Genomic DNA, 25,278 nt, shown 5'->3' on the forward strand with positions numbered 1-25,278 from the left:
GGACGAGGTCTCCCAGGCCGCCAACGCCCTGCTCGAACTCGGCGTCCGCAAGGGCGACCGCGTCGCCGTCTACCTCCCGATGATCGCCGAAGCCGCCCGGGTCCTGTCAGGGGCGTGGGGGAAGTGGGGCGGGGGGCTCAGGTGAGTTCCTTGGTGGTGCCCGCGCAGAGGGCCCAGATGACGAAGGCGTCGATCACGATCAGGACGGTCGCCCAGAACGGGTAGTGGGGCAGCCAGACGAAGTTGGCGATCATGCCGAGGCCGGCGACGATGACGCCGACGACCCTCGCCCAGACGGCGCCGCTGAAGAGGGCGGTGCCGGCCAGGACGAGGACCACGCCGAGGATCAGGTGGATCCAACCCCAGCCCGTGGTGCTCCACGAGAAGGTGTAGCTCCGGGTGACCACCACCAGGTCGTCGTTGAGGATGGCGGCGATTCCCTCCAGGACCGCCAGGATGCCGCCGATGAGGAGCATGATCGCGGCGAAGGTGGTCCATCCGCCGGCGAAGGCCCGCTCCACGGTCTGGGGCCGGCTGCGGCCGGGCCCGGTGACACCGTCTGCCATGGTGAGGACTCCTTCCGGAGCGACCGCGTCACCCGTGGGGTGACCTGCTCGGAGGCTCCGCTTCCAGGCTGCCACGCACCCGTCGCATCCCGCGAGGGCAGAACTCGGGGGAGCGGGGGAGGGGAACGGGGGCGGGGAGGGCCCTCGTCCGGTTCAGAGCTCGCGGATCTCGCGTCTGGTCAGCGCGTACCCGAAGGCGGCCAGTAGGCAGAGCCCGGTCGTCGCGAAGACCGCCCGGCTGCCGAAGGCGTCCACCGCCGCGCCGGCCGCGATCACGGAGAGCGGGAAGACGCCCAGGCCGCAGAAGGTGATGGCCGCCATGACCCGGGCCAGGAGCGCGGGCGGGGTGCTCTTCTGCACGCCGGTGACGACCAGGACGTTGGTCACCGTGCTGGCGCCGCCGGCCAGCCAGAGCAGCAGGACGGCGCCGATCAGGCCGGTGAACGGCACCAGGCCGATCGCCGCGCCCATCACCAGGCCGGCGAGCATCGCCGTGCGGCCCCGGGAGCGCAGCTCGGTGAGCCCGGCGGCGAACAGGCCACCGACCAGGGCGCCGCCGGTGAAGGCGGCCAGCAGCAGACCGAGTCCGACGGCGCCGGCGGCGAAGCCGTGGGTGGCCAGGGCCGGCAGGGCGACCCGGGTGGCGCCGCCCACCGTCAGGTTCGCGATCACCGTCACGGTCAGCACCGCGCGCAGCAGCGGTGATTCCCGCAGCAGGACGCGGAAGTTCCTCGGGACGGAGGCGCGTTCGGAGATCGGGCCCGGTGGTGTGACCGGGCTGCCGCGGCCGATCAGCAGCAGCGTGGCCGCCGACACCGCGAAGGTCGCCGCGTCCGTGCCCAGAGCGGCGGCCGGGCTCAGCCAGGCGACCAGCGGGCCGGCCACCGCCGGGCCGAGCAGGCCGGCGCCGAAGGTGACCGTGCTGTTCAGCGCGTTGCCCGCGTGCAGCTCCTCGGCGGGCAGCAGGGTCGGGGTGATCGCCCAGGCGGCCGGCAGGAACACCCCTGCTCCGAGGCCGACCAGCAGGGCCAGCCCGCCGATCAGCCGGAAGTCCGCCACCCCGGCGGCGGCGACCGCGCACAGCCCGGCGGTGGCGAGCAGCCGGCCGAGGTCGGCGGTCAGCATCACCCGTCGGGCGCCGTACCGGTCGGCGAGCATCCCGCCGAGCGGGGTGGCGGCCAGCCGTCCCGCGCCGTAGGCGGCGACCACCAGGCTCAACTGGCGGGCGCCGCCGGCCAGGGAGTAGACCAGCAGCGGCAGGGCGACCACCTGGAACGCGTTGCCGAACTCCGAGGTGCCCTGGCCGATCACCAGCAGTCGGAAGCCGCGTGTGCGCAGGGGGGCGACGCCGATCCGGGGGCGGAAGCGCAGGAGGCCTGTCGCGGCGCCCGTTCTCGTGCTGTCCGTTCCCGCGGCGCCTACTCCGGCGTCGCTAGCCATGGAGCGAGACCGGCAGCGATTCCAGGCCGCGCAGCATGATCGTGTTGCGCCACGGCAGGGTCTCCTCGGCGGCGGCCAGCTCGATCCGGGCGAAGCGCTCCAGCAGGCCGGTCAGTGCGACCTCGCTCTCCAGCTTGCCGAGGAAGGAGCCGAGGCAGCGGTGCAGGCCCTGCCCGAAGGCCAGGTGGCCGGGATCGCCCCGGTCCAGGATCAGCCGGTCGGGTTCGGGGAAGCGGGCCGGGTCCCGGTTGGCCGCGCCGAGCGAGAGCAGCACCAGCTCGTCCGCCGGGATCTCGACGTCGTCGACCATCACGTCGGCGTTGGTGAACCGCAGGGTGGCCATGCTGACCGGGGACTCGTAGCGCAGGAACTCGTCGACCGCGACCGGCATCGCCGCCGGGTTGGCGCGCAGCCGGGCGAGCTGGTCGGGGTGGTGGAGCAGCGCCAGGGTGGCGGTGCCGAGCAGGTTGACGGTGGTCTCGTGGCCGCCGATCAGCAGCAGGAAGACCATCGAGAACACCTCCTGCTCGGTGAGTTCACCGGCGTCACGGGCCCGCACCAGGTCGGTGAGGATGTCGGCGCTCGGCGACGCGCGCCGGGCCGTCATCAACTCCCTCAGGTAGTCGTTCAGTTCGGCCGTCGCCTGATCGAACGTCAGGTCGCCGCCCTGGGTCAGGATCGCGGTCGACCAGGTGCGGAAGGCCTGCATGTCCTCCGGCGGGAAGCCCAGCAGCTCGCAGATGATCATGATCGGCAGCGGGAAGGCGAAGTCCGTCACCAGGTCGGCGGTCTCCCGCTCGCGCAGCCCGTCCAGCAGGTCGCCGGCGATCCGTTCGACCAGCGGCCGCATCAGGTCGACCCGCCGGCGGGTGAAGACGCCCTGGATCAGCCTGCGCAGCCGGGTGTGGTCCGGCGGGTCGCTGTTGAGCATGTGGACCACCTCCGAGCCGAGCGTCAGGCCGGAGCCCCGCCCGCTCGCGATGGCCTGGCTGCGGCGGACGTCCTGCCCGAAGCGCGGGTCCATCAGCGCGGCCCGGACGTCCTGGTAGCGGGTCACCAGGTAGACCGGCAGGCCCTCGCCGAACTCCACGACGGAGACCGCGCCGGCCTCGCGGATCCGGGCGAGCGTGGGGTAGGGGTCGCGGATGAAGGCGGACATCCGCGCGGCGGCGTCGTCGACCGCGGTGGTCATGGCTCTCTCCTCGGGATCGAAACTCTCGCGGCTGGGCAATTGCGCAGTCACACAGCTGCGCGGCTACACCGTCAGCGACGGGAAGGGCCAGCGGCGCACCCGCGCGGGCAGGAACCAGGCGCGGCCGGCCTGTTCGGCGATCAGACCGGCTGCGGCGAGGTCCCGGTGGACGGCGTCCGGCAGCCGGTCGAGCTCGACGCCCTCGGCCAGCGCGTCCAGCTGTGCCAGGTGGCCCGGATCGTCGATGGTGAACAGCTCCAGCGTCCCGAACCGGCGGTCGCGCACCTCGACGAAGCCGGGGCCGCGCCGGACGACGCACTTGCACGGGAAGTACGTGGCGCGCCAGTCGGCGAGGACCTCCGGTGGGGCGCCCGTCAACTGCTCGGGCGGGTACAGGTGGTGGAACCGGCGCCGGGCCGCGCAGCCGTCCGGGCAGACCGCCCGCCAGAGTACGGCCAGCCCCTGTCCGGTCGCCTCGCGCAGCAGCATCAGCGCCCGCGCGGAGGCCGCCGGCGCGTCCGCGCAGAGTCGCACCGGCTCGGTCAGCCGCAGGCAGCGGACCCCGGCACGGTGCAGCTCGGTGACCTCCGCGTGCGCCGGGCCGGTCAGGACCCGGCGGCCGAGCGCGAAGCCCGGCAACTCCCGTGCGGCGGGCTCGTAGTCGAGCCAGAGCTCGACCTCCGGGCCGGCCGCGGGCCAGGCGTCGGCAGCGGTTCGTTCAGCCGATCGGGACGGCATCGGGCACCTCCCCGGTGCGGGGGCGGACGGCGGCGGGCACGTCTTCGACGCGAGGAAGAGCAGTGGCGGCGGGGCCGTGCCGGTGCTGCATCCGCATCAGCACCTGGTTGTCGGACTCGACGGCGACCTGCAGGAAGCTCTCCCCGTCGTGGAACAGCAGGCCCAGCGCGGTGAAACGCGCCAGCACCGGCTCGACCGCCGCCGCGCCGCCGGGTGCCTTGGCGGCCAGCGCGGCGGTCGAGCGGGGCTGGGCCAGCAGCCGGAAGACGGCGAGTTCCACCGGGTCGGTCAGCTCGACCACCCGCCAGTCGTACCCAGGGCGGGTGTTGACCAGCACGATCCGTCCGCCCGCGTCCCGGTAGCTGAGCCGGCTGTCGGGGAACCGCGCGAGCCAGGTGTCCACCGCCGCGCTCAGCCGCTCCGCGAGGTCACCGCCGATGCCGAGCGGCGGCGCGGTGAACACGTAGGCCAGTTCGGCCAGTTCGCCCTCCGGGAGGCGGTAGGTCGCGTGGTACTGGAAGGCCGGCCGGGTGATCGCGAACCCCAGCTCGGGGCGGTCGAAGTACGGGCTGAACCGCTCGATCGCGATCCGCCCCGCGCCGGTCGGCGGGTCCAGGTGGTGCAGCACGGGCAGTTGGCGGATCACCGACTCGTAGTCGGCCGGCTGCTCGCCCGGGAAGCCGTAGAGGTAGTTCCAGGTCACCGACACCCCGGCGCTCTGCGCGTCCCGCAGCGCGCGGACGTTCTGGCAGCCGGTCACCCCCTTGTCCATGATCCGCAGGACCCGGGTGCTCAGGCTCTCGATGCCGGGCTGCACCTGGGCCGCGCCCGAGTCGCCGAGGAGCTGGAACTGGTGGCGGCGCAGGTTGGCCTTGATCTCGAAGTGCAGCCGCAGATCGACCGGGAGTTCGGCCAGTGACTTCAGGACGGTGTCGAAGTAGCCCATGTCCAGGATGTTGTCGACCACGTAGACGTCCAGCAGCTGGTGGCGCTCGGCGAGGGCGAGCACCTCGGCGAGGAAGTCGGCCGGCGGCTTGGAGCGGAACTCCATCGAGGAGCCGTTGAGCCCGCAGAAGGTGCAGTGGTGCTTCTCGCCCCACCAGCAGCCCCGGGAGCCTTCGACGACCAGCTTGGGGTCGACCCAGCCGGCGGCGACGGAGGCGTCGAGCCGCTCGAAGAAGCCGTCGTAGCGGGGCGCCAGGATCGCCGCGGGCGGCAGCGGGCGCGTGGTCATCGCGTTGGCGATCGAGGTCCCGGAGGCGTCGCGCCAGCACAGCCCGGGGACGGCGGAGAGGTCGCCGCCCGCCAGGAGCGCCGGGAAGACGGCCTCGCCCTCGCCGCGCACCACGTAGTCCAGGAAGGGGAAGTTGCGGTGCAGCGCGGCGCCCTGCGGGCCGTCGCAGTTCGCGCCGCCGAACACCGTGCGGACCTGCGGGCAGCGTTGCTTGAGCAGCCTCGCGGCGGCGAGGCTCGCGGTGTTCTGCTGGAAGGTGGTGGTGAAGCCCACCAAGTCCGGTGGGTCGGCGGCGAGTTCTTCGACCAGCCGGGCGATGAACGCGGGGGCGATCGCACGGGTGGCCCGGGTCAGCGCGATCTCCTGCTCGCTCGCGCCGTTGGCGGCCAGGTACGCGAAGTAGTCGGCGAACTCGTCGGCGGTGGCGGTGCTGGTGCCGGCGTTGGTGTCGGTCTCGGGGGCGGCCGGGGCGTCGTCACCGTAGAGCGCGCCGGCGAACGCCCAGTCGCCCGCGCCCTGGAAGTAGGACTTCTCGGAGAAGTACTGGTAGTCGTCCACGCCGAAACCCGCGTGCTCGGCCGCCCAGTCCACGAAATCCAGGTTGGCGTAGCGCACGCCGACCCGGTGGCCGGCGCGGGCGGCGGCGGTGTGCAGGATCCCGAGCGCCAGCGACGGCACGTCGATCGCGCCCCAGGGCATGTGCAGCAGGACGATACGCATGGTGGCCACTTCTGTCGGTCGCCGGCGGTCGGTCGCCGGCGGTCGGTGAGGTGTCGCCCCGGGGCACCGTGGGAGCCCCGGAGCGACGGTGGGTCACTTGCCCTTGGCTTCCGGCTTCGGCTTCGGCTGCCCCTTGAGGGCAGGCGCGACCGGTGCGGCCTTGGTGATGTCGAGCGCGAAGTTCTGGACCACGACGGCGCCCCGGTCACGCTCCGGGGTGCTGATCGGGTCGTTCTGAATGCTGCGTCGCTTCATGGCTGTTCACCTCCTTCCGTCGGTTCGGCGGGTGCCTCGGGGCGGCCGCCCCGAGGTGACCGGGGGAGCGGTGCCGGCCAGGCGTGTTCGGCGAACCGGACCATCGCGGCCAGCACCGATCGGTGGTCGGCGGTCCGGCGGCTGTAGTGGCCGCCGTCCACCCAGAGCAGTTCGTGCGGCACCGCCAGCCGGCGCAGGTCCGCGGCGTAGCGGGCGACCTGGTCGGGCGGGCACCGCTCGTCGGTCCGCGAGGCGACCAGCAGGACGGGCGAGCGGACCTGGTGCACGTACGATCGCGGATCGGCCGCGCGGTAGCGCTCGGGCACCTCGTCCGGGCTCCCGCCGAAGAGCTGCCGGTCGAGCTCGCGCAGGGCGGGGGTGGTGGCGCGGTAGGCGGCGGGGTAGTCCGCGATCGGCTGGGCGGCCAGGCCGAGCGACCACAGCTCCGGCTGCGCGCCCAGCGCCAGCAGGGTCAGGTAGCCGCCCCACGAGAAGCCGCACAGGCCGGTGCGCTCGGCGAGCGCCGTACCGTCGGCGACCAGCTCCGCGCGGACGGCGGCCAGGTCCTCGATCTGCGCCAGCCCGACCCGGTGGCCGTACTCGTGCTGCCAGCGGGCGCCGTAGCCGGTGGAGCCGCGGTAGTTGGTGCGGACCACCGCGTAGCCGCGGTCCACCAGGGCGTTCACCCGCGGGTCGTAGGAGTCCCGGTCGTGGGTGGCCGGGCCGCCGTGGACCAGGAAGAGCGTCGGCCACGGGCCCCGGCCGGCCGGCGTGCTGACGAAGCTGTGGATCCGCCCGTACGGCCGGGAGGTCCAGCGCCGGCTGCGCGAGGTGTCGCCCGGGGCCCGATCGAGCCGGTGCGCGGTCTCCGCGCCGGGGCGCAGGACCAGCGGGCGGGGCGGTGTCGACTCCCGGCTCCAGACGCAGTGCAGGGCGCCGTCCGGGGCGCAGGACAGGTCGTGGATCGTGCCGCCGGGTGTGCGGATCTCCCGGACGGACGGCGCCTGTGCTGCCGGTGCGCGGCCCACCGGCCCTCGGCTCACGGGTCCGTGCTGCGTCGTGCTCCGTCCCTTCGCCGGGTCGAGGTCGGCGAGGAGCAGCCGGCTCCGCCCGGCCCGCTCGTGCTGGATCAGTACCCCGTGCGGCCCCTGGTGCTGGTACCAGCCGGCCGATATCTGGGAGTCGAACGACAGCCCGGGGTACCTGCGCAGCCCCGCGCCCGCCCGCCAGGTCGCGACGGTGTACCGCTCGTCCTTCTCGACCACCAGCAGCAGCTCCGGTTCGGGCACCGCGAGCGGGTTGAACTCGATCGGCCAGAGCCGCAGCCGGCGGCCCCCGGCGAGCTGCAGCGGGCCGGCTGTCCGGCCGTCCGTCCGGCGGTCCGTCGGCCACAGGAGTACGGCGTCGTCCCCGTCGGGCCGCCCGCCGAGGGCGAGCAGTCGACCGTCCGGCGACAGGTCGGCCAGGCTCAGGTACCCCGGCGCCGAACCGATCAGCCGCGCCGCGCCCGCGGGCGGTCCGACGTAGCAGTGCGAGGCGCCGTCGACGCCGACGGCCAGCGCCGCGAGGGCGCCCGTCCGGTCGAAGGCGATGCCGTACGCCCGCCCGCGCGGGACGCCGTGCAGCGCCTCGCCGCCCTCGCCGCCCGCTCCGCCCGCTCCGCCGGTGAACGGCGAGCGCCGCCACCGCCCTTCCCCCGCGCTGTCGGCGTCGAACCACCAGATGGCCTCGCCGTCCGGCTCGATCTCGCTCAGGTGGACGCCCCCCGGCCGGTCGGTGACCACCCGGCGCCGATCCGTCCTCAGATCCCAGGCGACCGCCTGCCAACGCTCCTCGACGAGCCGCGTCTCGACCGCGCGGTCGGCTGCCAGGGCGGCGAAGCCGGGGGACTGGAACGCCTGCGTCACGGACCCGGCCCTTCCGGCTCGATGGTGGGAACAGGCTGCGCTGAACGTCCCGAGGCCAGTGCATCGGTGTGAAGGTCCAGTGAACTGACGTGAAGAAAGGGTCACTTGTGGAGGATCGCGGCCACTCTAGGGGGCGGCCGCGAGGGCGAACAGACCTTTCGCGCAGTTGGCCGAAAGATGGCCGACCGGGTGACGGATGGCTCGCGCTCCGGTGGACCGGAGGGCGTCGGAGAACCCCCGGAGAACGGCCGCACCGGGCGCGACACCACCTCCATGACCTGGAACCGGCTCCACCCGGCCCGCATACTCAAGGACGCCGGCGGTGGCTTCGACGTGGTGAACCGAGAACCCCGAACCCTGAACACCGCTGATACCGGTGATCCCGGTCCCGGCTTCCGTACAGGAGGTTCCTCGTTGTCACCTCGTCGGCCGTCCACCGGGCCCACTGATCGACGCCGGCCGGCGGAAGGCACGCCGACGTGATCCGCGGGGTCCATCTGGAGGCGCAGTGGCGCCGCGAGGCGCTGCGGACGAACCTGTGGGTCGTGCCGATCCTGGAGGTCGTGGTCGCCGTGCTGCTGTTCGCGGTGACCTGGTCCCTCGACCGGGCCGCCTACCGGGGGGACCTCACCCTGCCGTCCTGGGTGATCAGCGGCACCGCCGACGCCGCCCGGCAGACGCTCGCCGCCATCGCGGCCGCCCTGATCACCGTCGTGGGCGTGGTGTTCTCGATCATGATCGTGACCCTGACGCTGGCCTCCACCCAGTTCGGCCCGCGCATGCTGCGCACCTTCATCCGGGACCGCACCACCCAGCTGACCCTGGGCACCTTCGTCGGCACGTTCGTGTACACGATGCTGTCGCTGGTCGTCATCGGACCGGCCTCGCACGGCGACCTGGTGCCGCACCTGTCCATCACCGTCTGCATGGTGCTGGTGATGGCCGACCTGGCCGTGCTGATCTACTTCATCCACCACATCGCCACCTCCATCCAGCTGCCCAGGGTCATCGCCAGCATCGCGGCGGAGCTCTCCGCGGCGATCGAGGCGGACGCCGGCGAGCCGGCACCGTCCGGAGGGCGCGCCACCGGGCCGTCCGCGGCCGAGCTGCACGCCCGGCTCGACACGGCGGGCGCGGCCGTTCCGGCGCCGTCCAGCGGGTACCTGCAGTTCGTCCGGCACCGTACGCTGGTCCGGATGGCGGCGGAGTTCGGCGCCGTCATCCGGCTGGACCACCGCCCCGGGCACTTCCTGGTGCAGGGGCACCAGCTCGCCACGGTCTGGCCCGCCGAGGCGGCGCCCCAGGTGGCCCGGAGCTTCGCCCGCGCCCACATCACCGGCTCGACCCGGACGCTGGCCCAGGACATCGCCTTCGCCGTCGACCAGCTGGTGGAGATCGCCATCCGGGCGCTGTCCAGCGCCGTCAACGACACCTTCACCGCCCTGACCTGCATCGACTGGCTCGGCGAGGGGCTGTGCCGGGTCGCCGCGCACTGGCACCCGAACCCGGTCCACCGGGACGAGACCGGACACATCCGGGTGATGACCGCCCCCGTGAGCTACGAACGACTGGTCCAGCGCGCCTTCGAGAAGATCCGCCAGGCCGCCCCCGGCCTGCCGGCCGTCCTGATCCGCCAGCTCGACGCCCTCACGGAGATCATGTCCGAGACGACCACGGAGCAGCAGAGCCGGGTGCTCCTCGCCCAGGCGGAGATGATCGAACGCCTCAGCCGCGAGTCGGTGACCGAGGCGGCCGACCGCGCCGACGTCCACCGCCGCTACCTGAACTTCCTCGCCGTCCACGCCGCCCTCGCCGGGCGGCGCTGACGGTGCTCGAGCCGACCTGACGGCCGCACAGCCTGACGCGCTGAGACCCTGACGCCCCGACGGACGGGAAGACGGCGCGGCGCCGCCGTCCCGGCGGGCGGGGGCGGGCGGGGGCGGACGGGGGCGGACGGAGGCAGCCGGGGAACCGGGCCGCGCGGGCGGGCGTTGCTGGCTGAGGACACCCGGGTGCGGCGGCCGGCAGGCGCGTCGCGGGGTGACCGATCCGTACAGGGAAAGGAAAGGCACATGCACGTCACCCTCGCCGAGGAGCTGATGCTGCTCTCGCTGGACGACGAGTCCGGCGTGGCGAAGGACAGTTCGAGCGCCGGATGGGCGGTGGCGGGAGGCCTCCTCGCGGACCTCGCGCTGGCCGGCCGCATCGCGCTCGACGAAGGCCGGCTCAGCGTCACCGACCCCACCCCGACCGGCGACCCGCTGCTCGACGGGCGCCTGGAGCGGCTCGCCGAGTGGGTCGGGCGCAAGGGCCCCGGCAAGGCGAAGGCGGCGGACTGGCTGACCAAGGATCACCCCACGGCGGTCCGCGCCACCGTGCGGCGGCTGTGCGAGCGCGGCCTGGTGGTCGAGGAGCGCCACCGGGTCCTCGGCCTCTTCCCGGTCCGCCGCTATCCGGAGGCGGACGGCTCCGTCGAGCGTGAACTCCGCGGGCGGCTGACCGCCGTGATCCGCCATCACGAGGCGCCCGACGTCCGCACCGCGACCCTGATAGCCCTGTTGCACGCCGCCCGGCTGCACGGCCTGGCCTTCTCCGACCTTCCCCGGGCGCGGGTCGAGCTGCGCTTCGCGGAGATCGCCGCGGGCGACTGGGCGGGCGAGTCCGTCGGCCAGGCGATCCGGAACATGCACGTCGCCGTCGCGGCCATCGCGGCCGTCACCGTCGCCACGGCCGCCACCGCGGCCACGGCGGCCGTCAGCTGACGGACCACAGCCCCGGGAGGACGCCCGCACCCCACCCGCCCACGCGGCGGTGGGGGCGGGTGGGGTGCGGGCCGGTCCCTCAGGTCGGAGGAATCGGAGGAATCGGAGGGACCGGAGCGGTCAGGGGCGTCCGCGGGATCAGCGGGATCAGCAGGGGAAGGTGCCGCTGTAGAGGGCGTGGCCGTAGGAGGAGCTGCCGGAGCCGAAGCCGTAGATGCCGTCGTCGCTCCAGACCGCCTCGCGGAAGCCGTTGACGCAGGTCGAGGTCGGCGCGAGCGCGAAGCCCTCCAGGTTGTCGACCGGCATGACGGCCGGGTTGGTGTAGGTCACGTCCGGCACGATCGCGCCGGCGGCGTTGACCTTCAGGAACGTGTGCGTCTCGCCGCAGGTGTTGTCGCAGGTCGCGACGATGCGCTGGGTCCCGGCGTCGAAGGTCACGTCCATCACGGAGACCTTGCCGGTCGGGATCGTGCCGAACGTGGTGAACGTGCCGTCGGAGTTGAGGCCGTAGACGTGCAGCGTGCCGTCCCACTCGAGGCCGGCGAAGAACAGGCCCGCCCCGTGCAGCGGGTAGTTCGCCGGGTTGTAGGCGGCGCCGGTGAGCGGGTCGATCCAGCCGTTCGCGGTCAGCCAGCCGTCCGGCACGTAGCCGACGCCCTCGAAGCCCAGGTTGGCGTCGTCCTTGCTGCCGGTGTCGAGCTGCGGGAACTGCGCGGTCATGTCCCACTGGCGGATCGGCGTGAGGGTCGATCCGGTCGCGGCCGGGTCGAACTCCATGATCGTGTCCTTGGGGACCGTGTTGTCGGAGTTGTCGCGCTCGGAGGTCACGTAGACGTGGCCGTTGCCGCCGACCGTCAGGCCCTCGGAGTCCGGCTGGCCGGTGCCGCCCGCGAAGCGGATCTGCTTGCCGGTCACGCTCCAGGACGGGTCCGGGATCCACGTGCCGTTGCTCTTGACCAGCTTGTACAGCCAGTTCTTGTTCTTGGCCGCCCAGAGCACCGACGGGTTCGCCGGGTCGAAGGCCAGGCCGCTCAGGTCACGGCCCTCCGGGCCGGTGGACGTGGTGAACGCGCAGACGTTGTCCGCGATGGTGACGTCCAGCCCGCCCGGCCAGGCCAGGGTGCCCGCCGGGGCGGAACCCGTGCCGGAGGGCGCCTCGGGGGTGCAGCCGCCGGTGAGCGCGCCGCCGCCGCCCAGCAGCCGGCCGGTCTGGCCGCCACCGCCGCTGCCCGAGCAGGAGTTCGCGCCGCCGGGCGTCGCGGTGGTGGCGGTCCGGAACCAGCCGGTGCCGTTGGCGCAGCGCTCGTCGGACGGCTTGGCGCCGCCGGTCGCCCAGGTCACCGAGTCGACGGTGGTGCCGTTGCCGTCGACCAGGAAGACCGAGTCGTTGTCCCCCAGGCCGAGGACGGAGTCGAAGGTGACGTAGCCGCCCGCGGGGATGGTGGTCGCGCTCGGCGAGGAGGACGAGATCGAGACCGGGACGTGGGTGGTGTCGTTGTCGACGTACTTCCACGAGCCGATACTGACCGCGCTGGTGCCGCCGTTGTACAGCTCCACGGTGTCCGCGCCGTCCGAGGTGACCTCGTTGATCCGCACCCGGCTCGCCGCGGGGACGGAGGACGGGCAGCCCGCGGCGTTCGCGGCGCCGAAGGTGGTCGCGGCGGTCGTGGTGACCCACGCCCCGGTGCCGTCGCCGCCGCAGCGCGCCATCGCCGGCTTGGCCGCGCCGCCGGCCCACTCGACGCGGTCGACCACCGTGCCGTCGGCGGTGTAGATCACCAGCTTGTCCGCATCACCCAGCCCCTTGGGCGAGTTGAAGGTGACGAAGCCGCCGGCCGGGATCGTGCTCGCGGACGGGTTGAAGGACTGCGGGGAGAAGCCGTCGTCCGACATCTTCCAGCCGCTGATGCTCACCGCGGCGGAGCCGGTGTTGTACAGCTCCACCGTGTCGTTGTTCGCCGAGGTGACCTCGTTGATCCGAACGTTCTGGTAGCCGGCCGGGTTCGCGGCAGCCGCGGGCTGCGCGCCGAGCAGCCCGGTGACGACCAGTCCCGAGAACGTCAAAGCCGCGGCGCAGACGGAGGCGACGCCGGTACGAGAGAGTGAGGTAGGCACGAGGCCGAACTCTGGTGAGACAAGCTTGAAACGGCGTGTACGCCGGCTGAATGCCGCGTGCTGGCCGCCGGAACGCCAGGCATGCGCCGGTCCCACGCGCCGCGGCCGGCACCACGCGCTGCGCCCGCACCACGCGTCGCGTCGCGTCGGCGGTGCACCGCGCGCGCCGACGCCCCGGAATTGGTCCAGACCTATTGACGGGCCTTGCCGCCCCTCCTACGATCCGGACCGGCACAGCCCCACATGTCCCCCCACCTCACCCAGAGCCGGGCGTCACGCCCCCACGCGTCGGTCATGTCCATGACGCTCGGCGGGAAGGGAGCGCAGCATGTTCCGTCGAAGGTCACGCACGCCACGCCCGTCGGACGGGTTCCGCCCGGACCCGGGCCGCTCCGAAGGCGACCGGACCGGGAGCGCGCCGCTCCGGGCCCCGCGCCCGCGGCGGGCGGTGGTGGAACGCGCGCAGGCCGGCCGGTCCGGCCGCACCGAGCAGGGACGACCGGTCGTCCTCCGGCGCCTCCTCGCCGGGGTGAGCGCCGCCGCCGTCATCGGTGCCGGCATCGCCGTGACCGGCACCGTCACGGCCGGGGCCGCCACCACCAACCTGGTGGCCAACCCCGGGTTCGAGAACGGACTCTCCGGCTGGACCTGTTCCGGCGGCTCCGGGGCCGTCGTCGGCAGTCCGGTCCACTCCGGCACCGCCGCGCTCCAGGCCACGCCGGCCGGCTCGGACAACGCCCAGTGCACCCAGACCGTCAGCGTGCAGCCCAACTCCCAGTACACGCTGAGCGCCTACGTCCAGGGCAGCTACGTCTACCTGGGCGCCACCGGCACCGGCCTCGGCGGCGCCCAGTCCACCTGGACGCCGAACAGCCCGTCGTACGGTCAGCTCAGCGTCGACTTCTCCACCGGCCCGGGCACCACCTCGGTGACCGTCTACCTGCACGGCTGGTACGGGCAGCCCGCGTTCTACGCCGACGACGTGTCGCTCACCGGCCCCGGCGGCAGCAGCCCCACGCCGACCGCCACGACGCCGACCACCGCCCCGCCGACGACCACGCCCCCGCCCACCACCACCCCGCCGACGACCCCGCCGCCCACCAGCACGCCCCCGACCAGCACGCCGCCGACCACCCCGCCGCCCGGGGACACCTGCCCCACGAAGCCCAAGCCCTCGGGCAAGGTCCTGCAGGGGTACTGGGAGAACTGGGACGGCGCCGCGAACGGCGTCCACCCCGGCATGGGCTGGGTCCCCATCACCGACAGCCGGATCGCCGCGCACGGCTACAACGTCATCAACGCCGCCTTCCCGGTGATCCTCTCGGACGGCACCGTCCAGTGGCAGGACGGCATGGACGCCAACGTCAAGGTCTCGACCCCCGCCGAGATGTGCCAGGCCAAGGCGGCCGGCGCGACCATCCTGATGTCGATCGGCGGCGCGGCCGCGGGCATCGACCTGAGCTCCAGCACCGTCGCCGACCGCTTCGTGGCGACCGTCGTCCCGATCCTCAAGAAGTACAACTTCGACGGCATCGACATCGACATCGAGACCGGCCTGTCCGGCAGCGGCAGCATCTCCACGCTGTCCGCCTCCCAGGCCAACCTGATCCGGATCATCGACGGCGTGCTGGCCCAGATGCCCGCGGGCTTCGGCCTGACGATGGCGCCCGAGACCGCGTACGTCACCGGCGGAAGCGTCACCTACGGCTCGATCTGGGGCGCCTACCTGCCCGTCATCAAGAAGTACGCCGACAACGGGCAGCTGTGGTGGCTGAACATGCAGTACTACAACGGCAGCATGTACGGCTGCTCCGGCGACTCCTACCAGGCCGGCACCGTGCAGGGCTTCACCCAGCAGACCACCTGCCTGAACAACGGCCTGACCATCCAGGGCACCACCGTCAAGGTGCCCTACGACAAGCAGGTGCCCGGACTGCCGGCCCAGCCCGGCGCGGGCGGCGGCTACCTGGACCCGGGCCTGGTCGGCCAGGCGTGGAACGCCTTCGGCGGTTCGCTGAAGGGGCTGATGACCTGGTCGGTCAACTGGGACGGTTCGAGGGGCTGGACCTTCGGCGACAACGTCAAGTCCCTGCAACGCCGTTGACCGCCCGCTGACGTCCCGCGCCCGGGCTCACCGCTCCGAGAGCCCGGGCGCGGGCCGTCCCCCGCCCCGCTCCGCGCCCTGCCCCCGGTTGTTCGGCGTTTTGTTCAATGACCGAGGACCGAACCAGAACAACCCCGGTGCGCTACACCGGTAGCGCACGTCACAGCCGTGTCGTGCGCGGGACCAGGGCCGCAACAGCGCCGAACGCCGGGAGAGTCCACCAGATGACGACGCTCTGCATCGCGAACAACCGCACCGAGGAGATGGTCGGGGACCTCACCGGGATGACGCCGCTGGAGCAGCGGTTCGCCGGATGCGGGGCGCAGCGGATGCTCTGGTGGGCCGAGGACGGCGACGTCCTGGTGCTGCCCTGGGGCCCGGACCCGGCGTACCTGGCGTACGTCACCGGGCTCACCGGCGTGCGGGCCGACAGCCTGACCTTCGTGGTGCCGCCGCCGGACGCCCAGGGCGACCAGGTGCTCACCACCGGCCGGCTGGCCGACCCGGGGTTCCGCGCGGAGCTGCGCCGCGTGCTGGCCGGGCGCACCGTCGAGGAGGTGCTGGCCATCTCGCCGAACGGCGCGGTGGCCGAGCTGGCGGACGCGCTCGGCCTGGCGCACGCCATGCCCGGCCAGGCCTTCGCCGCGCAGGGCGGCAACGCCCTGGTCAACAGCAAGGCGGGGTTCCGGGCGCTGGCCGCCGGTGCCGGGGTGCCGATCCCGCCCGGGCGGGTGGCCGGTTCGCCGGCGGAGGTCGAGGCCGCGATCGAGCACCTGCTGGCGCAGGGGCACAGCGTGATGGTGAAGGTCGAGTACCAGGCGGGCGGCTTCGGCAACGAGATCCTCGCCCGCGACGAGCAGGTGGACGCGGCCGGCGCCGAACGGGTGGTGCCGCTGCCGGACCGGGCGGCGGTGGCCGGGTACGTGGCCGAGCGGTGGGCCTGGCTGACCGGCGGGCGCGGCCAACGGGTGGTGGTGGAGCGGTACTTCGCCGACTCCGCGGCGCTCTACGCGCAGTTCCTGATCGACGACGCGGCCGTGGTGCTCGCCGGCTGCGGCGAGATGCTGATGCAGCCGGTGGTGGTCGGGGAGATCACTCCGCCGGTCACCCCGGACCCCGAGGCCGTCGCCGAACTCGTCCGCCAGGGAGCGGAGTTGTCGGAGTCGCTGCGGGTGATCGGCTACCGGGGCACGGTCAGCGCGGACGCCGTGCTGACCCCGAAGGGCGAGATCTACTTCCACGAGACCAACGGCCGGCTCACCGGCTCCAGCCACCTGCACGACGCCTACTTCGGCCGCCTGCTGCGCGAGGAGCACCGCGACTCGCGCTACATCCTGGAGCTGGCCGGCCTCAAGGTGCCGTCCTTCGCACGGGCGGTGGCGGCGATCGACGCGGCCGGGCTGGCCTTCGACCCGGAGACCGGCACCGGCGTGCTGTACAGCTGCGACTTCGCGCCCGCCGACGGCTCGGTGATGTACTGCGTCGTCGCCGAGAGCCCGGAGGCCGCCCGCCTCCAGCAGGCCGCGCTGCTCGCGCTGTTCGCCGGATGACGCCGGGGGCGGCCGCGCCTGGGATGCGCGCGGTGGTGATCCACCGCTACGGCGGGCCGGAGGAGTTCCGCACCGAGACGGTGCCCGAGCCGGTGGCCGGCCCGGGCGAGGTGCTGATCGACGTGACCCTGGCCGGGCTCAACTACGCGGACCTGCACTGCCGCACCGGCGAGTACGCGCGCTACCCGCTGCCGGCGGTGCTCGGCGCGGACGTGGTCGGGCGGCGGCGCGGGGACGGCCGGAGGGTCGCCGCGCTGCTGCGGGCCGGCGGCGGGTACGCCCGGGTGGCCCGCGCCGAGGCGGCGCACACCGTCGAGGTGCCGGACGGCGTGGGGGACGAGCAGGCGCTCGCGCTGCTGGAGCAGGGGGCGACGGCCTACGGTGCGCTGACCCTGGCGGGGCGGCTGCGGCCGGGCGAGACCGTCGCGGTGACCTCCGCTGCCGGCGGGGTCGGCCACCTGGTGGTGCAGCTGGCCCGGGAGCTGGGCGCGGGCCGGGTGCTCGCGCTGGCCTCCACCCCGGCGAAGCGGGAGTTCGCGTGCTCGCTGGGGGCGGACCTGGCCCTCGACCCGGAGGACCCCGGCTTGGCCGAGCGGCTCGCGGAGTCGGGCGGGGTGGACCTGTTCGTGGACCTGGTCGGCGGCCGGGTGCTGCGCGCCGGGCTGGCCGGACTGGCGCCGTTCGGACGGCTGTTGTCGGTCGGGGCCCGGGGCGGACCGGAGGAGAGCTTCTCGGTGGACGAGCTGGCCGACCGCTCGGCGGGGTTGCTGGGCTTCTGGCTCCAGCACGTCCTGGCGGACCGGGCGCTGTTCGCGGCCACCGCCGGGCGGTTGTTCGAACTCGCCGCCGGGCGGCGGTTGGTGGCGCGGATCGACCGGACCGTACCGATGTCCGGGGTGGCCGGGGCACACCGGGCGCTGGCCGCGCGGGAGACCATGGGCAAGGTGCTGGTGGACGTCCGCCGCGAGGACTGAGCCGCGGCGCACCGCGCACCCGCGTGCCCGCGAACTGCCCACCCGCGTGCGCCGGGCCCGACCGCGGACGGTCGGGCCCGGCGCGCCGGTCAGTACCCGGCGACCTCGTCCAGGCCGTGGCCGCGCAGCGGGACGAGGAAGCTGCGCTCGAACACCACCACGACCTCGCCGGTGGACTTCGTCCCGGTGGTGCGGCAGCTGACGATGCCCTGGCCGTCGCGGCTCTTGGACAGCCGCTTGGCGAGCGTCTCGGTCTCCGCGTACAGGGTGTCGCCGGGGAACACCGGGTGGGTCATCTTGATGTTCTCCCAGCCGAGGTTGGCGATGGTGCGCCCGCTGGTGGAGCGGGCGGTCATCCCGCCGACGATGCTGAGCGTCACCAGACTGGAGACGATCGGCCGCCCCCAGGGGGTGTGCTCGCTGTAGGCGGCGTCGATGTGCAGCGGGGCGTCGTTCATGCTCAGCATGCTCATCAGCACGTTGTCGAGCTCGGTGACGGTCCGCCCGGGGCGGTGTTCGACCACCTCGCCGACCTCGAACTCCTCGTAGTAGCGCCCGACCACCTCGCGGTAGCGGCGCTCGCCGATCCGCCGGTAGCCGGCGGGTTCGGTTCCTTCCATGGCGGCTCCTCCCGAGTCCTGGCGTCCGGTGGTCGCGTTCTGGCGTCCGGTGGTGGTGTTCCGGCGACCGGTGGTCACGGCCTAGCGTCCGGCGGTCGGGCCGGGGAGTCCGGCGGTGAGTTCCTTGACGTGGCCGGCGAACTCGCGGATCAGCCGCTCGTCCATGTCGGCGCGCATCATCAGCCGGAGCCCGGCCTCGCCCTTGGGGACGATCGGGAAGAACACCGCCGAGCTGTAGAAGCCGCGCTCGAAGAGCTGGGCGGACAATTTGACCGCCTGCTCGGCGTCCCCGACGTCGACCCGGCGCACCGGCAGGCCGTTGCCCGCGAAGGCGGTCGGCAGCAGCTCGTCGAAGAGGTCGATGTTGCGGTTCAACCTGGCCTGCAGGTCGGCCAGTTCGGGGGAGCGGTGGATGGCGGCGCTGCCCAGCGAAGCGCCGACCAGCGGCAGGGCGACGTTCTGCGACCAGCCGACCGGGCCGGCGTGCCGGTGCAGGAACTCGAACTGCTCGCGGTTGCCGAGCATCGCGATGCCGCCGCCGGTGCCGAAGCCCTTGCCGAGGCTCGCGACGATGACCGTCAGCGGGTTCATCTCCAGCCGGGAGCGGACGAAGCCCTCGCCGCGCTCGCCCATGATGGACAGCGAGTGGGAGTCGTCGATGTAGAGGAACAGCCCGTAGCGGTCCTGGAGTTCGAGCAGCCCGTCGAGGGCCGCCGCGCCGCCCATCGAGTACGCGCCGTCGGCCACGTAGGCGACCCGCGGGTACTTGCGGCAGATGTCCTCCAGGTAGTTCAGGTCGTTGTGCGGGCAGGACAGCACCATCGACTCGTCGGCGCAGATCGGCTTCACGTACGCCATGCAGAAGTGGCAGAAGCGGTCGAAGACCATCACCCGTGGGCCGCCGCCGCGCTGACAGGTGCCGTCCAGGTGGCCGGAGGCGATCAGCGGCAGGATGCCGGCGGTGAGCGAGGTGCAGGACGCCCCCGGGAGGATGTGCGCACCGAACAGCTCGCCCAGCTCCTCCTCCAGGCGCACCAGCAGGTTGTGCCGGATCCGGGTGGTGGAGGTGACCAGCCAGGTGCTGCGGGACTCGGTCAGCGCGTCCACCGCGCCGGCCGCGACCGAGGGGTGGTTGTTCAGGCCCAGGTACGCGCAGGAGACCATGTTGGCGAACTCGTGGCCGGTCTCGCGGACGATCAGCCGGTTGTTGGACTCCGAGTCCACGGTGATGCCGATCAGGCCGTTGGCGGCGGCGGCCTGCCAGACCGGGTCCGCGGTGGACAGCATGGCCTCGGCGTTGCGGTACCGGCGCGGGCCCAGGATGGATTCTTCGGTCATCGTCACTTCTCCGTCGCGTGGTTCGGGGTGTCGGTGGGCGTGCGGCCCTGCGGATGGAGCCGGCCGTCCGGCCCGGTCGGGAGGTGGGGCCCGGTCGGGCCGTCGGGTCCGCGCGGATCGTCGGGTCGGAGCGGGTCGAACTGCTCGATCAGGCGCTGGGAGGCCTCGAAGAACGGCATGCCGACCATCACCCCGTCCACCACGGTGACCGAGCGGCCGTTCTCCAGCCCCGCCGCGACCACCCGGCGGGCGCGCGCCAGCAGCTCCTCGTCCGGGCTGAAGGTCTCGTTGATCAGCGCGAGCTGGCGCGGGTGGACGGCGATCTTGCCGCTGAACCCGAAGTCCCGGGCGAGCCCGGCCTCCCGGCGCAGCCCGGTCAGGTCGGCGACCTCGAAGAACGGCGCGTCCATCGCCTCCACCCCCGCGGCCCGGGCGCTGTTGACCACCCGGGCGCGGGCGTGCGCCAGGGCGTCCCAGCAGAGCCGGGCGCCGACCGCGAAGGCGTAGTCGGCCGAGCCGAAGACCAGCCCGCGCAGCCGGTGCCCGGCGGCCGCGATGGCGGGTGCCTGCTCGATGCCCAGCGGGGTCTCCACGACGGCCAGGAACTCCGTCTGCGGGCAGTCCGGACCGAGCGCGCCGGCGGCGATCTCGATGTCCCGGGGGGACTCCGCCATCGGGACCAGCACGAGGTCCGGCTTGACGCGGTACCGGGTGATGGCGATCAGGTCGCGCAGACCGTCCGGCCCGGACAGGGTGTTGATGCGCACGGCGCTGCGCGCGAGCTTGGCGGACGGGAGCGTGAAGAACTCCTCGGCGAGCCGGCGGGCCTCCTCCTTCCGGGCCGGTGGGACCGAATCCTCCAGATCGACCATGGCGATGTCGGCCCCGGACTGGTGGCTCTTGGTGTACCGCTCCACCGCCATCGCGGGTGTGGACAGGAGGGAACGGCAGTACCGCGTGAACCTCATGGATGTCTCCGAAGTCAGCGAGGGCTGCGGGCCCCGGTTCTATCCCACCGGCATTGTTCGGCGCCGTGCGGCTGGACATTGAACATCAACTCGGAACAACCGACCCGTACGCACCATTGTTTGACGCCAACTGTGCTGTGCATGATGAATCACCGGGGGATGAGGACGAGCCACGCGCGCCTGCTGCGCGTGGCTCGTGGGCACTCGTGGGTGTCAGGACACCACTTCAACGAAGAAGGGGGCCGTCGTGCCGCGTCGGGAAAGTCCGTTGGACCCTGGGGACGGGTCGCTGCTGCGGTTCGCGGGAGATCTTCGGGCCCTGCGGGAGCGCGCCGGGAGTCCGCCGTACCGTCAACTCGCCCTGCGGGCGCACTGTTCGGCGGCCAGCCTGTCGGTGGCCGCCGGGGGCCGGCGGCTGCCCAGCCTCGCCGTCACCGTCGCCTACGTGCAGGCCTGCGGCGGGGACGTGCGGGAGTGGCGGCACCGCTGGCAGCTGCTGGCCGCCGAACTGGCCGCCGACACCGCCGCCCGGCGGCGCGCCCAGGACGTCGGACGGGCCCCCTACCCCGGCGCGGCGGCGTTCGAGGCGGTGGACGCCGAGCGGTTCTTCGGCCGGGAGGCGCTGTTGGACCGGCTGGTCGCCCTGCTGGCCGAACGCCGGCTGGTGGTGGTCTCCGGGCCGTCCGGGGCGGGGAAGTCCTCGCTGGTCAGAGCCGGTCTGCTGGCCCGGCTCGGGGCGGCTGCGGTGGTCGGTGCGGCTCCGGCGGCCGGTGCGGCCGCCGGGCGGGGCGGGGCCGCGGGCGGAGCGGGGCGGACGGCCCAGGCCGCCGGCGCCGTCCCGGTGGCGCTGCTGACGCCGGGCGAACGACCGATGGAGGCGTACGCGCTCGCGCTCGCCCGGCTCGGGCAGCGAGCCGGGGAGGCGGCGCGCGGCGTGGCCGGACCGACCGCCGGTGACCCGGTGCTGGTGGTGGACCAGGGCGAGCAACTGCGCACCCGCTGCCGGGACGCCGCCGAGCGGGCGCGCTTCCTGGACGCGCTGGTGGCGACGGCCGCGGGCGACGCGGGCGGGGCCCCGGCCGGGCTGCCGGTGGCGGCGCCGCCCCGGTGCCGGGTGGTGCTGGTGGTCCGCTCGGACCAGAGCGGGCCGCTGTTCGCCGAGCACCCGGGGCTGGCCGAGGCCGGTCGCCACGGCGTGCTGTCGGTGGGGCGTCCGGCGCCGGACGAGCTGCGCCGGGCGATCACCGAACCGGCGTTACGGGCCGGCTGTACCGTCGAGGGCGCCCTGCTGGCCGTGCTCATCTCGACCGCCGCGCAACAGCCGGGCGCGCTCCCGCTGGTGTCCGCGGCACTGCTGGAGACCTGGCGGCGGCGCAGCGGGAACGCGCTGACCCTGGCCGGGTTCCAGGCCACGGGCGGGTTCGAGGGGGCGATGGCCCGGACGGCGGAGACGCTGTACAACGGGCTGGAGACGGCCGACCGGGCGCGGGCGCGAGCGGTGTTCCTGCGGCTCGGCGGGGAGTTGCTCGGGGCCGGCGAGGACACCGGTGACGGCGCGCCGGCGCTGGGGGACGGGTCGGCGTCCGGCGGCGAGCCGGTGCCGGGCGGCGACGAGGGCACCCGCAAGCCGGTCCGCCGTGCCGAGTTCGACGATCCCGGCGTGCCGGAGGTGCTGGAACGGCTGGTCCGGGCCCGGCTCGTGGTGGTGGACCGGGACACCGTCGAGCTGTCCCACCACGCGCTCCCGCAGGCCTGGCCCAGACTGCGGGCCTGGCTGGCCGAGGGCCGCGGGGCGCTGCGGGAGCAGCGCCGGCTCACCGTGGCCGCGCGGAGGTGGGCGGCCGCCGACCGGGATCCGGAACTGCTGTACCGGGGCGTGCGGTTGGGGGAGCTCAGGCGGCGGGTGGCGGCCGGGGAGCTGGCCGTCGCCGCCGTCGAGCGGGCGTTCCTGGCGGCCTCGGCGCGGGCGGCGGTGGCCGACCGGCGCCGGGCGCAGCGGCAGAACCTGGCGGTGGCCGGGGTCGCGGCGGCGGGCGGGGCGCTGCTGGCGCTGGCGGGCGGGAGCAGGATCCGCCGGGCCTGGCGGTGGTGAGCGCCGGGCCGCGCGCGGGACGGCGGTGGGGCGTGCCCCTGGGCGCCCCGGCCGGTCCCGCGTGCGGCCCGGCCCGGGTGTGGCCGGGGTATTGATCAGCGCCGGAACCGGGGAGTCGAACAACCGGCGGATCAATCGGCGGTCCGTCGCGGCGGCGTTTCCGGTGCCGATCACGGTCCTTGCGCCGTCGTCTGCCGGGCGGGTAGCTTGACGATCGATCCCCGGCCCACCGAACGGCGAACTCGGCTGCCCGGCCGGTGATTTCCCGTACGCCGTGGTCGGCCGGAGGCGGGCCGGCGATCGATCCGTACCGATGTCCACCGCGGGTTCCGCAGGTCCGGGGACCTCGCTCCGCAGGCGGCTCGCGGCCGTCCGGCGCTCACCCGATTTCCGCCGTCGTGCCGGGCAGGTCGAAGCCGTCGCGTTCGTCGCCGTGTCCGCGTGTCCCTAAACCCGTGTCAAGGGGGAGTCATGTCCCGTTCGGTCACTCCGGTCACTCCGGTCAGCGAGGCGGGCCCGGCCGGCCCGGTCAGCCCGGTCCACAGCTGGGACGAGTTCACCACCCTGCGGGAGGTCGTGGTCGGCACGGCGGTCGGCGCCCGGCTGCCCGAGCAGACCGAGCCGTCCTCCTGGCTGTCCTGCTTCCCGAAGACCAGCGCCGCCGACCTCGCCTCGATCCGGGTCGGCCCCTACTCGCAGCAGGTCGTGGAGGAGACCGAGGAGGACCTGGACGCCCTGACGGCCACCCTGCGCGGCCTCGGCGTCACCGTCCACCAGCCCGAACCGATCGACCACGCGGCCGAGTTCGCCTCCCCGCTGTGGAAGGCCGACGGCGGCTTCCACTCCTACTGCCCGCGCGACCTGACCCTGGTGGTCGGCGAGACGGTGATCGAGGTCGCGAGCCCGATGCGGCAGCGTTACTTCGAGGTCTTCGGGCTGCGCGGACTCTTCCAGGACTACCTGCGCCGCGGCGCGCGCTGGCTGGCCGCTCCCCGGCCCCAACTCGCGGACGAGCTCTTCGAGTTCGACGGGGACGGGCTCCCGCTGCTGGGCGAGGCCGAACCGGTCTTCGACGCCGCGAACGTGCTGCGGCTCGGCCGGGACGTGTTCTACCAGGTCTCCCGCAGCGGCAACGAACTCGGCCTGCGGTGGCTCGAATCCACCCTCGGCCTGCTCGGCGACGGCGGTCTGCGGCTGCACCCGCTGCGCGAGATCTACGGCTACACCCACATCGACAGCACCATCGCGCTGCTGCGGCCGGGGCTGGTGCTGCTCAACCCGGAGCGGATCACCCCGGAGACCGTCCCGGAGCCGCTGCGGGGCTGGGACATCCTGTGGTGCCCGCCGGCCGAGCCCTCCGGCGACACGCCCGAGCACGCGCTCAGCGAGAGCTGGATCAGCATGAACCTGCTGATGGTCTCCCCGGACACGGCGATCGTCGAGTCGGGCCAGGAGAGTCTGATCAAGCAGCTGGAGCACACCGGGATCACCGTCCTGCCGCACCGGCTGCGGCACTCCCGGGTGCTCGGCGGCGGTTTCCACTGCGTCACCCTGGACATCCGGCGCGACGGCGGGCTGGAGGACTACCTGGCCTGACCGGCCGGTCGGCGCCGCTCCCGGGACCGTCCGGGCCCACCCGGACCGGGTGGGCCCGCCCCGGGACGGGCCCCGATCGGCGGGGTTATTCTGCGGCTGATGGGCGGAACGGAGAGCGCGCGCGCACGGCAACCCGGGCTGGTGGACCTGTTGCGGACGGTTCGGGCGGACCCGGCGCGCATGCCCGAGCGGCTGGCGGTCTTCGCGGTGGAGTACCTGGGCCCGCTCGCCGCCGACTCGGTGGCGGAGGCCCGTGAAGCCGAGCGGGCCGGGGCCACCCGGGCCGAGGTCACCGAGCAGGCCATCGCCCGGGGCGTGCGCCGCTCGGTGGTGGACGGCTCCTTCCTCGGCGGCCCCTTCATCGTGCTGCTGCCGATCGCGTTCGTCGCCGCGCTGCTCGCCCAGCTGCGGATGGTGCTGGAGCTGGCCGCAATGGCCGGCCACGACCCCTGCGGCGGCGACGCGGCGGTGGAGATCCTGCTGGTGCAGGGGGTCCATCCGACGCCCGAGGCGGCGGCGGAGGCGCTGCGGAAGGCGTCTCGGGCCGGAACCGGGGGCGGGAGCAAGGGCTCCTGGTGGTCCGTCGTGCGCCGACAGGCGTACCTGATCGGCCTGGTGACCCCCGAGCAGCCGGCTCGGAGCCGGATCCGCAAGTGGCTCGGCCGGGCCGGCATCGGGGTGCTGCTGCTGTTCGGGACGGTGGTGCCGTTCGTCTGGGTGCCGGCCTGCGCCGAGATGTACCGCCGGGCCACCAACGAGCTCGCGGACCGCGCCCTCGTCCGGTACGGCTCGGCGGGCGCCGGGGCGCCGGCCCGCACCTGGAACCGGTCCGTGCTGCGCCCCGGCCTGCTCCTGGTGGTGCTGCGGACGGTGGCGGCGTTCCTGGCGACGGCGGGCGCGGTGCTGTTCGTGCTGCTCACCGGGGCGCGGGTGGCCGACTACGAACTGCTCGCGATGGTCCTCGTGCTGCTCGGGATGAGCGCGGTGGTCGTCGTCTGGCACTACCTCCGCTCCCGCCGGGCCCGGTCCCGGCGCGATGGGGAGCACTGAGCACGTCCGGCGCGCAGCCTCTCCGTAGCCTCCTCCGCAGCGGCTCGGCGGCCGGCT

19 protein-coding genes and 2 pseudogenes are annotated in these 25,278 nt (G+C 73.8%); 10 read left to right on the top strand and 11 right to left on the bottom strand.

What is annotated here, in order from left to right; translation table 11 throughout:
* A partial coding sequence (locus AB0Q99_RS25700; protein WP_363575686.1) for an AMP-binding protein occupies window positions 1-145 on the top strand: 145 nt, incomplete at its 5' end.
* Here AB0Q99_RS25700 and AB0Q99_RS25705 read toward each other — a convergent pair.
* The 7 genes from AB0Q99_RS25705 to AB0Q99_RS25735 form a co-directional block, all read right to left on the bottom strand.
* Window positions 138-566 (bottom strand): hypothetical protein, encoded by a 429-nt coding sequence (locus AB0Q99_RS25705; protein WP_363575569.1) that lies wholly within the window; start codon window positions 564-566, stop codon window positions 138-140. The genes AB0Q99_RS25700 and AB0Q99_RS25705 overlap by 8 nt on opposite strands.
* 153 nt (window positions 567-719) lie before the next feature.
* On the bottom strand, window positions 720-2,006 hold the full coding sequence (locus AB0Q99_RS25710; protein WP_363575571.1) for an MFS transporter: 1,287 nt from the start codon (window positions 2,004-2,006) through the stop codon (window positions 720-722).
* Window positions 1,999-3,198 carry a cytochrome P450 gene (locus AB0Q99_RS25715; RefSeq protein WP_363575572.1) on the bottom strand — a complete coding sequence of 400 codons (1,200 nt, stop codon included), beginning with the start codon at window positions 3,196-3,198 and terminating at the stop codon, window positions 1,999-2,001. Before AB0Q99_RS25715 ends, AB0Q99_RS25710 begins: the two co-directional genes overlap by 8 nt.
* A gap of 63 nt (window positions 3,199-3,261) precedes the next feature.
* Window positions 3,262-3,936: a DUF5825 family protein gene (locus AB0Q99_RS25720; RefSeq protein ID WP_363575574.1), complete on the bottom strand. Its 675-nt coding sequence runs from the start codon at window positions 3,934-3,936 to the stop codon at window positions 3,262-3,264.
* Entirely contained in the window at window positions 3,917-5,890 is a 1,974-nt protein-coding gene (locus tag AB0Q99_RS25725) for a RiPP maturation radical SAM C-methyltransferase (protein ID WP_363575576.1), read from the bottom strand. Before AB0Q99_RS25725 ends, AB0Q99_RS25720 begins: the two co-directional genes overlap by 20 nt.
* 93 nt (window positions 5,891-5,983) lie before the next feature.
* A complete protein-coding gene (locus tag AB0Q99_RS25730; protein ID WP_360267534.1) occupies window positions 5,984-6,145 on the bottom strand; it encodes a hypothetical protein in 162 nt (53 codons plus the stop codon).
* Window positions 6,142-8,052, bottom strand: coding sequence for a prolyl oligopeptidase family serine peptidase (locus AB0Q99_RS25735; protein ID WP_363575578.1), 1,911 nt, complete (start codon window positions 8,050-8,052; stop codon window positions 6,142-6,144). Before AB0Q99_RS25735 ends, AB0Q99_RS25730 begins: the two co-directional genes overlap by 4 nt.
* 479 nt (window positions 8,053-8,531) lie before the next feature.
* Between AB0Q99_RS25735 and AB0Q99_RS25740 the strand changes: the two genes are divergently transcribed.
* Both AB0Q99_RS25740 and AB0Q99_RS25745 read left to right on the top strand, forming a co-directional pair.
* Window positions 8,532-9,878, top strand: a complete 1,347-nt coding sequence (locus tag AB0Q99_RS25740; protein WP_363575580.1) for a DUF2254 domain-containing protein — start codon at window positions 8,532-8,534, stop codon at window positions 9,876-9,878.
* Window positions 9,879-10,124: 246 nt separating this feature from the next.
* A complete protein-coding gene (locus AB0Q99_RS25745) occupies window positions 10,125-10,814 on the top strand; it encodes a GPP34 family phosphoprotein (protein WP_363575582.1) in 690 nt (229 codons plus the stop codon).
* A 147-nt stretch (window positions 10,815-10,961) separates the two neighbouring features.
* Here the strand turns inward: AB0Q99_RS25745 and AB0Q99_RS25750 are convergent, their stop codons facing one another.
* The gene (locus AB0Q99_RS25750; RefSeq protein ID WP_363575584.1) at window positions 10,962-12,929 is read right to left on the bottom strand and encodes a lamin tail domain-containing protein; all 1,968 of its coding nucleotides are present in this window, start codon (window positions 12,927-12,929) and stop codon (window positions 10,962-10,964) included.
* A gap of 328 nt (window positions 12,930-13,257) precedes the next feature.
* Here AB0Q99_RS25750 and AB0Q99_RS25755 point away from each other — a divergent pair.
* From AB0Q99_RS25755 to AB0Q99_RS25770, 4 genes and pseudogenes are all read left to right on the top strand, one after another.
* Window positions 13,258-13,869 (top strand): annotated as a pseudogene (locus tag AB0Q99_RS25755) (carbohydrate binding domain-containing protein); the annotation flags it as partial.
* Window positions 13,870-14,076: 207 nt separating this feature from the next.
* A pseudogene (locus AB0Q99_RS25760) lies at window positions 14,077-15,033 on the top strand (chitinase); the annotation flags it as partial.
* Between the two features lie 224 nt (window positions 15,034-15,257).
* Window positions 15,258-16,583, top strand: a complete 1,326-nt coding sequence (locus tag AB0Q99_RS25765) for a peptide ligase PGM1-related protein (RefSeq protein ID WP_363575586.1) — start codon at window positions 15,258-15,260, stop codon at window positions 16,581-16,583.
* A gap of 23 nt (window positions 16,584-16,606) precedes the next feature.
* Window positions 16,607-17,557 carry a zinc-binding dehydrogenase gene (locus tag AB0Q99_RS25770; protein WP_363575688.1) on the top strand — a complete coding sequence of 317 codons (951 nt, stop codon included), beginning with the start codon at window positions 16,607-16,609 and terminating at the stop codon, window positions 17,555-17,557.
* An 89-nt stretch (window positions 17,558-17,646) separates the two neighbouring features.
* On the opposite strand, the gene AB0Q99_RS25775 is transcribed toward AB0Q99_RS25770, so the two are convergent.
* The 3 genes from AB0Q99_RS25775 to AB0Q99_RS25785 form a co-directional block, all read right to left on the bottom strand.
* The gene (locus AB0Q99_RS25775) at window positions 17,647-18,177 is read right to left on the bottom strand and encodes a MaoC family dehydratase (RefSeq protein WP_363575588.1); all 531 of its coding nucleotides are present in this window, start codon (window positions 18,175-18,177) and stop codon (window positions 17,647-17,649) included.
* Between the two features lie 81 nt (window positions 18,178-18,258).
* Window positions 18,259-19,515: an aminotransferase class I/II-fold pyridoxal phosphate-dependent enzyme gene (locus tag AB0Q99_RS25780; protein ID WP_363575590.1), complete on the bottom strand. Its 1,257-nt coding sequence runs from the start codon at window positions 19,513-19,515 to the stop codon at window positions 18,259-18,261.
* Window positions 19,516-19,517: 2 nt separating this feature from the next.
* Window positions 19,518-20,483, bottom strand: a complete 966-nt coding sequence (locus AB0Q99_RS25785; protein ID WP_363575592.1) for a CoA ester lyase — start codon at window positions 20,481-20,483, stop codon at window positions 19,518-19,520.
* 268 nt (window positions 20,484-20,751) lie between these two features.
* Here AB0Q99_RS25785 and AB0Q99_RS25790 point away from each other — a divergent pair, with 268 nt between their 5' ends.
* The 3 genes from AB0Q99_RS25790 (at window position 20,752) to AB0Q99_RS25800 (ending at window position 25,221) form a co-directional block, all read left to right on the top strand.
* On the top strand, window positions 20,752-22,575 hold the full coding sequence (locus AB0Q99_RS25790) for a hypothetical protein (RefSeq protein ID WP_363575594.1): 1,824 nt from the start codon (window positions 20,752-20,754) through the stop codon (window positions 22,573-22,575).
* 471 nt (window positions 22,576-23,046) lie between these two features.
* Window positions 23,047-24,171 (top strand): inosamine-phosphate amidinotransferase 1, encoded by a 1,125-nt coding sequence (locus AB0Q99_RS25795; protein ID WP_363575596.1) that lies wholly within the window; start codon window positions 23,047-23,049, stop codon window positions 24,169-24,171.
* Window positions 24,172-24,270: 99 nt separating this feature from the next.
* Window positions 24,271-25,221: a hypothetical protein gene (locus AB0Q99_RS25800; RefSeq protein WP_363575597.1), complete on the top strand. Its 951-nt coding sequence runs from the start codon at window positions 24,271-24,273 to the stop codon at window positions 25,219-25,221.
* Window positions 25,222-25,278: the final 57 nt, after the last annotated feature.

The organism is Kitasatospora sp. NPDC086791 (genome assembly GCF_040685975.1).
Classification (GTDB): Bacteria; Actinomycetota; Actinomycetes; order Streptomycetales; family Streptomycetaceae; genus Kitasatospora.

Coding starts and splice junctions, on each gene's coding strand:
- AB0Q99_RS25765 (WP_363575586.1), top strand. CDS start 15,258: ATGACGACGCTCTGCATCGCGAACAACCGCACCGAGGAGATGGTCGGG.
- AB0Q99_RS25780 (WP_363575590.1), bottom strand. CDS start 19,515: ATGACCGAAGAATCCATCCTGGGCCCGCGCCGGTACCGCAACGCCGAG.
- AB0Q99_RS25730 (WP_360267534.1), bottom strand. CDS start 6,145: ATGAAGCGACGCAGCATTCAGAACGACCCGATCAGCACCCCGGAGCGT.
- AB0Q99_RS25720 (WP_363575574.1), bottom strand. CDS start 3,936: ATGCCGTCCCGATCGGCTGAACGAACCGCTGCCGACGCCTGGCCCGCG.
- AB0Q99_RS25770 (WP_363575688.1), top strand. CDS start 16,607: ATGCGCGCGGTGGTGATCCACCGCTACGGCGGGCCGGAGGAGTTCCGC.
- AB0Q99_RS25785 (WP_363575592.1), bottom strand. CDS start 20,483: ATGAGGTTCACGCGGTACTGCCGTTCCCTCCTGTCCACACCCGCGATG.
- AB0Q99_RS25705 (WP_363575569.1), bottom strand. CDS start 566: ATGGCAGACGGTGTCACCGGGCCCGGCCGCAGCCGGCCCCAGACCGTG.
- AB0Q99_RS25715 (WP_363575572.1), bottom strand. CDS start 3,198: ATGACCACCGCGGTCGACGACGCCGCCGCGCGGATGTCCGCCTTCATC.
- AB0Q99_RS25745 (WP_363575582.1), top strand. CDS start 10,125: ATGCACGTCACCCTCGCCGAGGAGCTGATGCTGCTCTCGCTGGACGAC.
- AB0Q99_RS25710 (WP_363575571.1), bottom strand. CDS start 2,006: ATGGCTAGCGACGCCGGAGTAGGCGCCGCGGGAACGGACAGCACGAGA.
- AB0Q99_RS25795 (WP_363575596.1), top strand. CDS start 23,047: ATGTCCCGTTCGGTCACTCCGGTCACTCCGGTCAGCGAGGCGGGCCCG.
- AB0Q99_RS25725 (WP_363575576.1), bottom strand. CDS start 5,890: ATGCGTATCGTCCTGCTGCACATGCCCTGGGGCGCGATCGACGTGCCG.
- AB0Q99_RS25800 (WP_363575597.1), top strand. CDS start 24,271: ATGGGCGGAACGGAGAGCGCGCGCGCACGGCAACCCGGGCTGGTGGAC.
- AB0Q99_RS25775 (WP_363575588.1), bottom strand. CDS start 18,177: ATGGAAGGAACCGAACCCGCCGGCTACCGGCGGATCGGCGAGCGCCGC.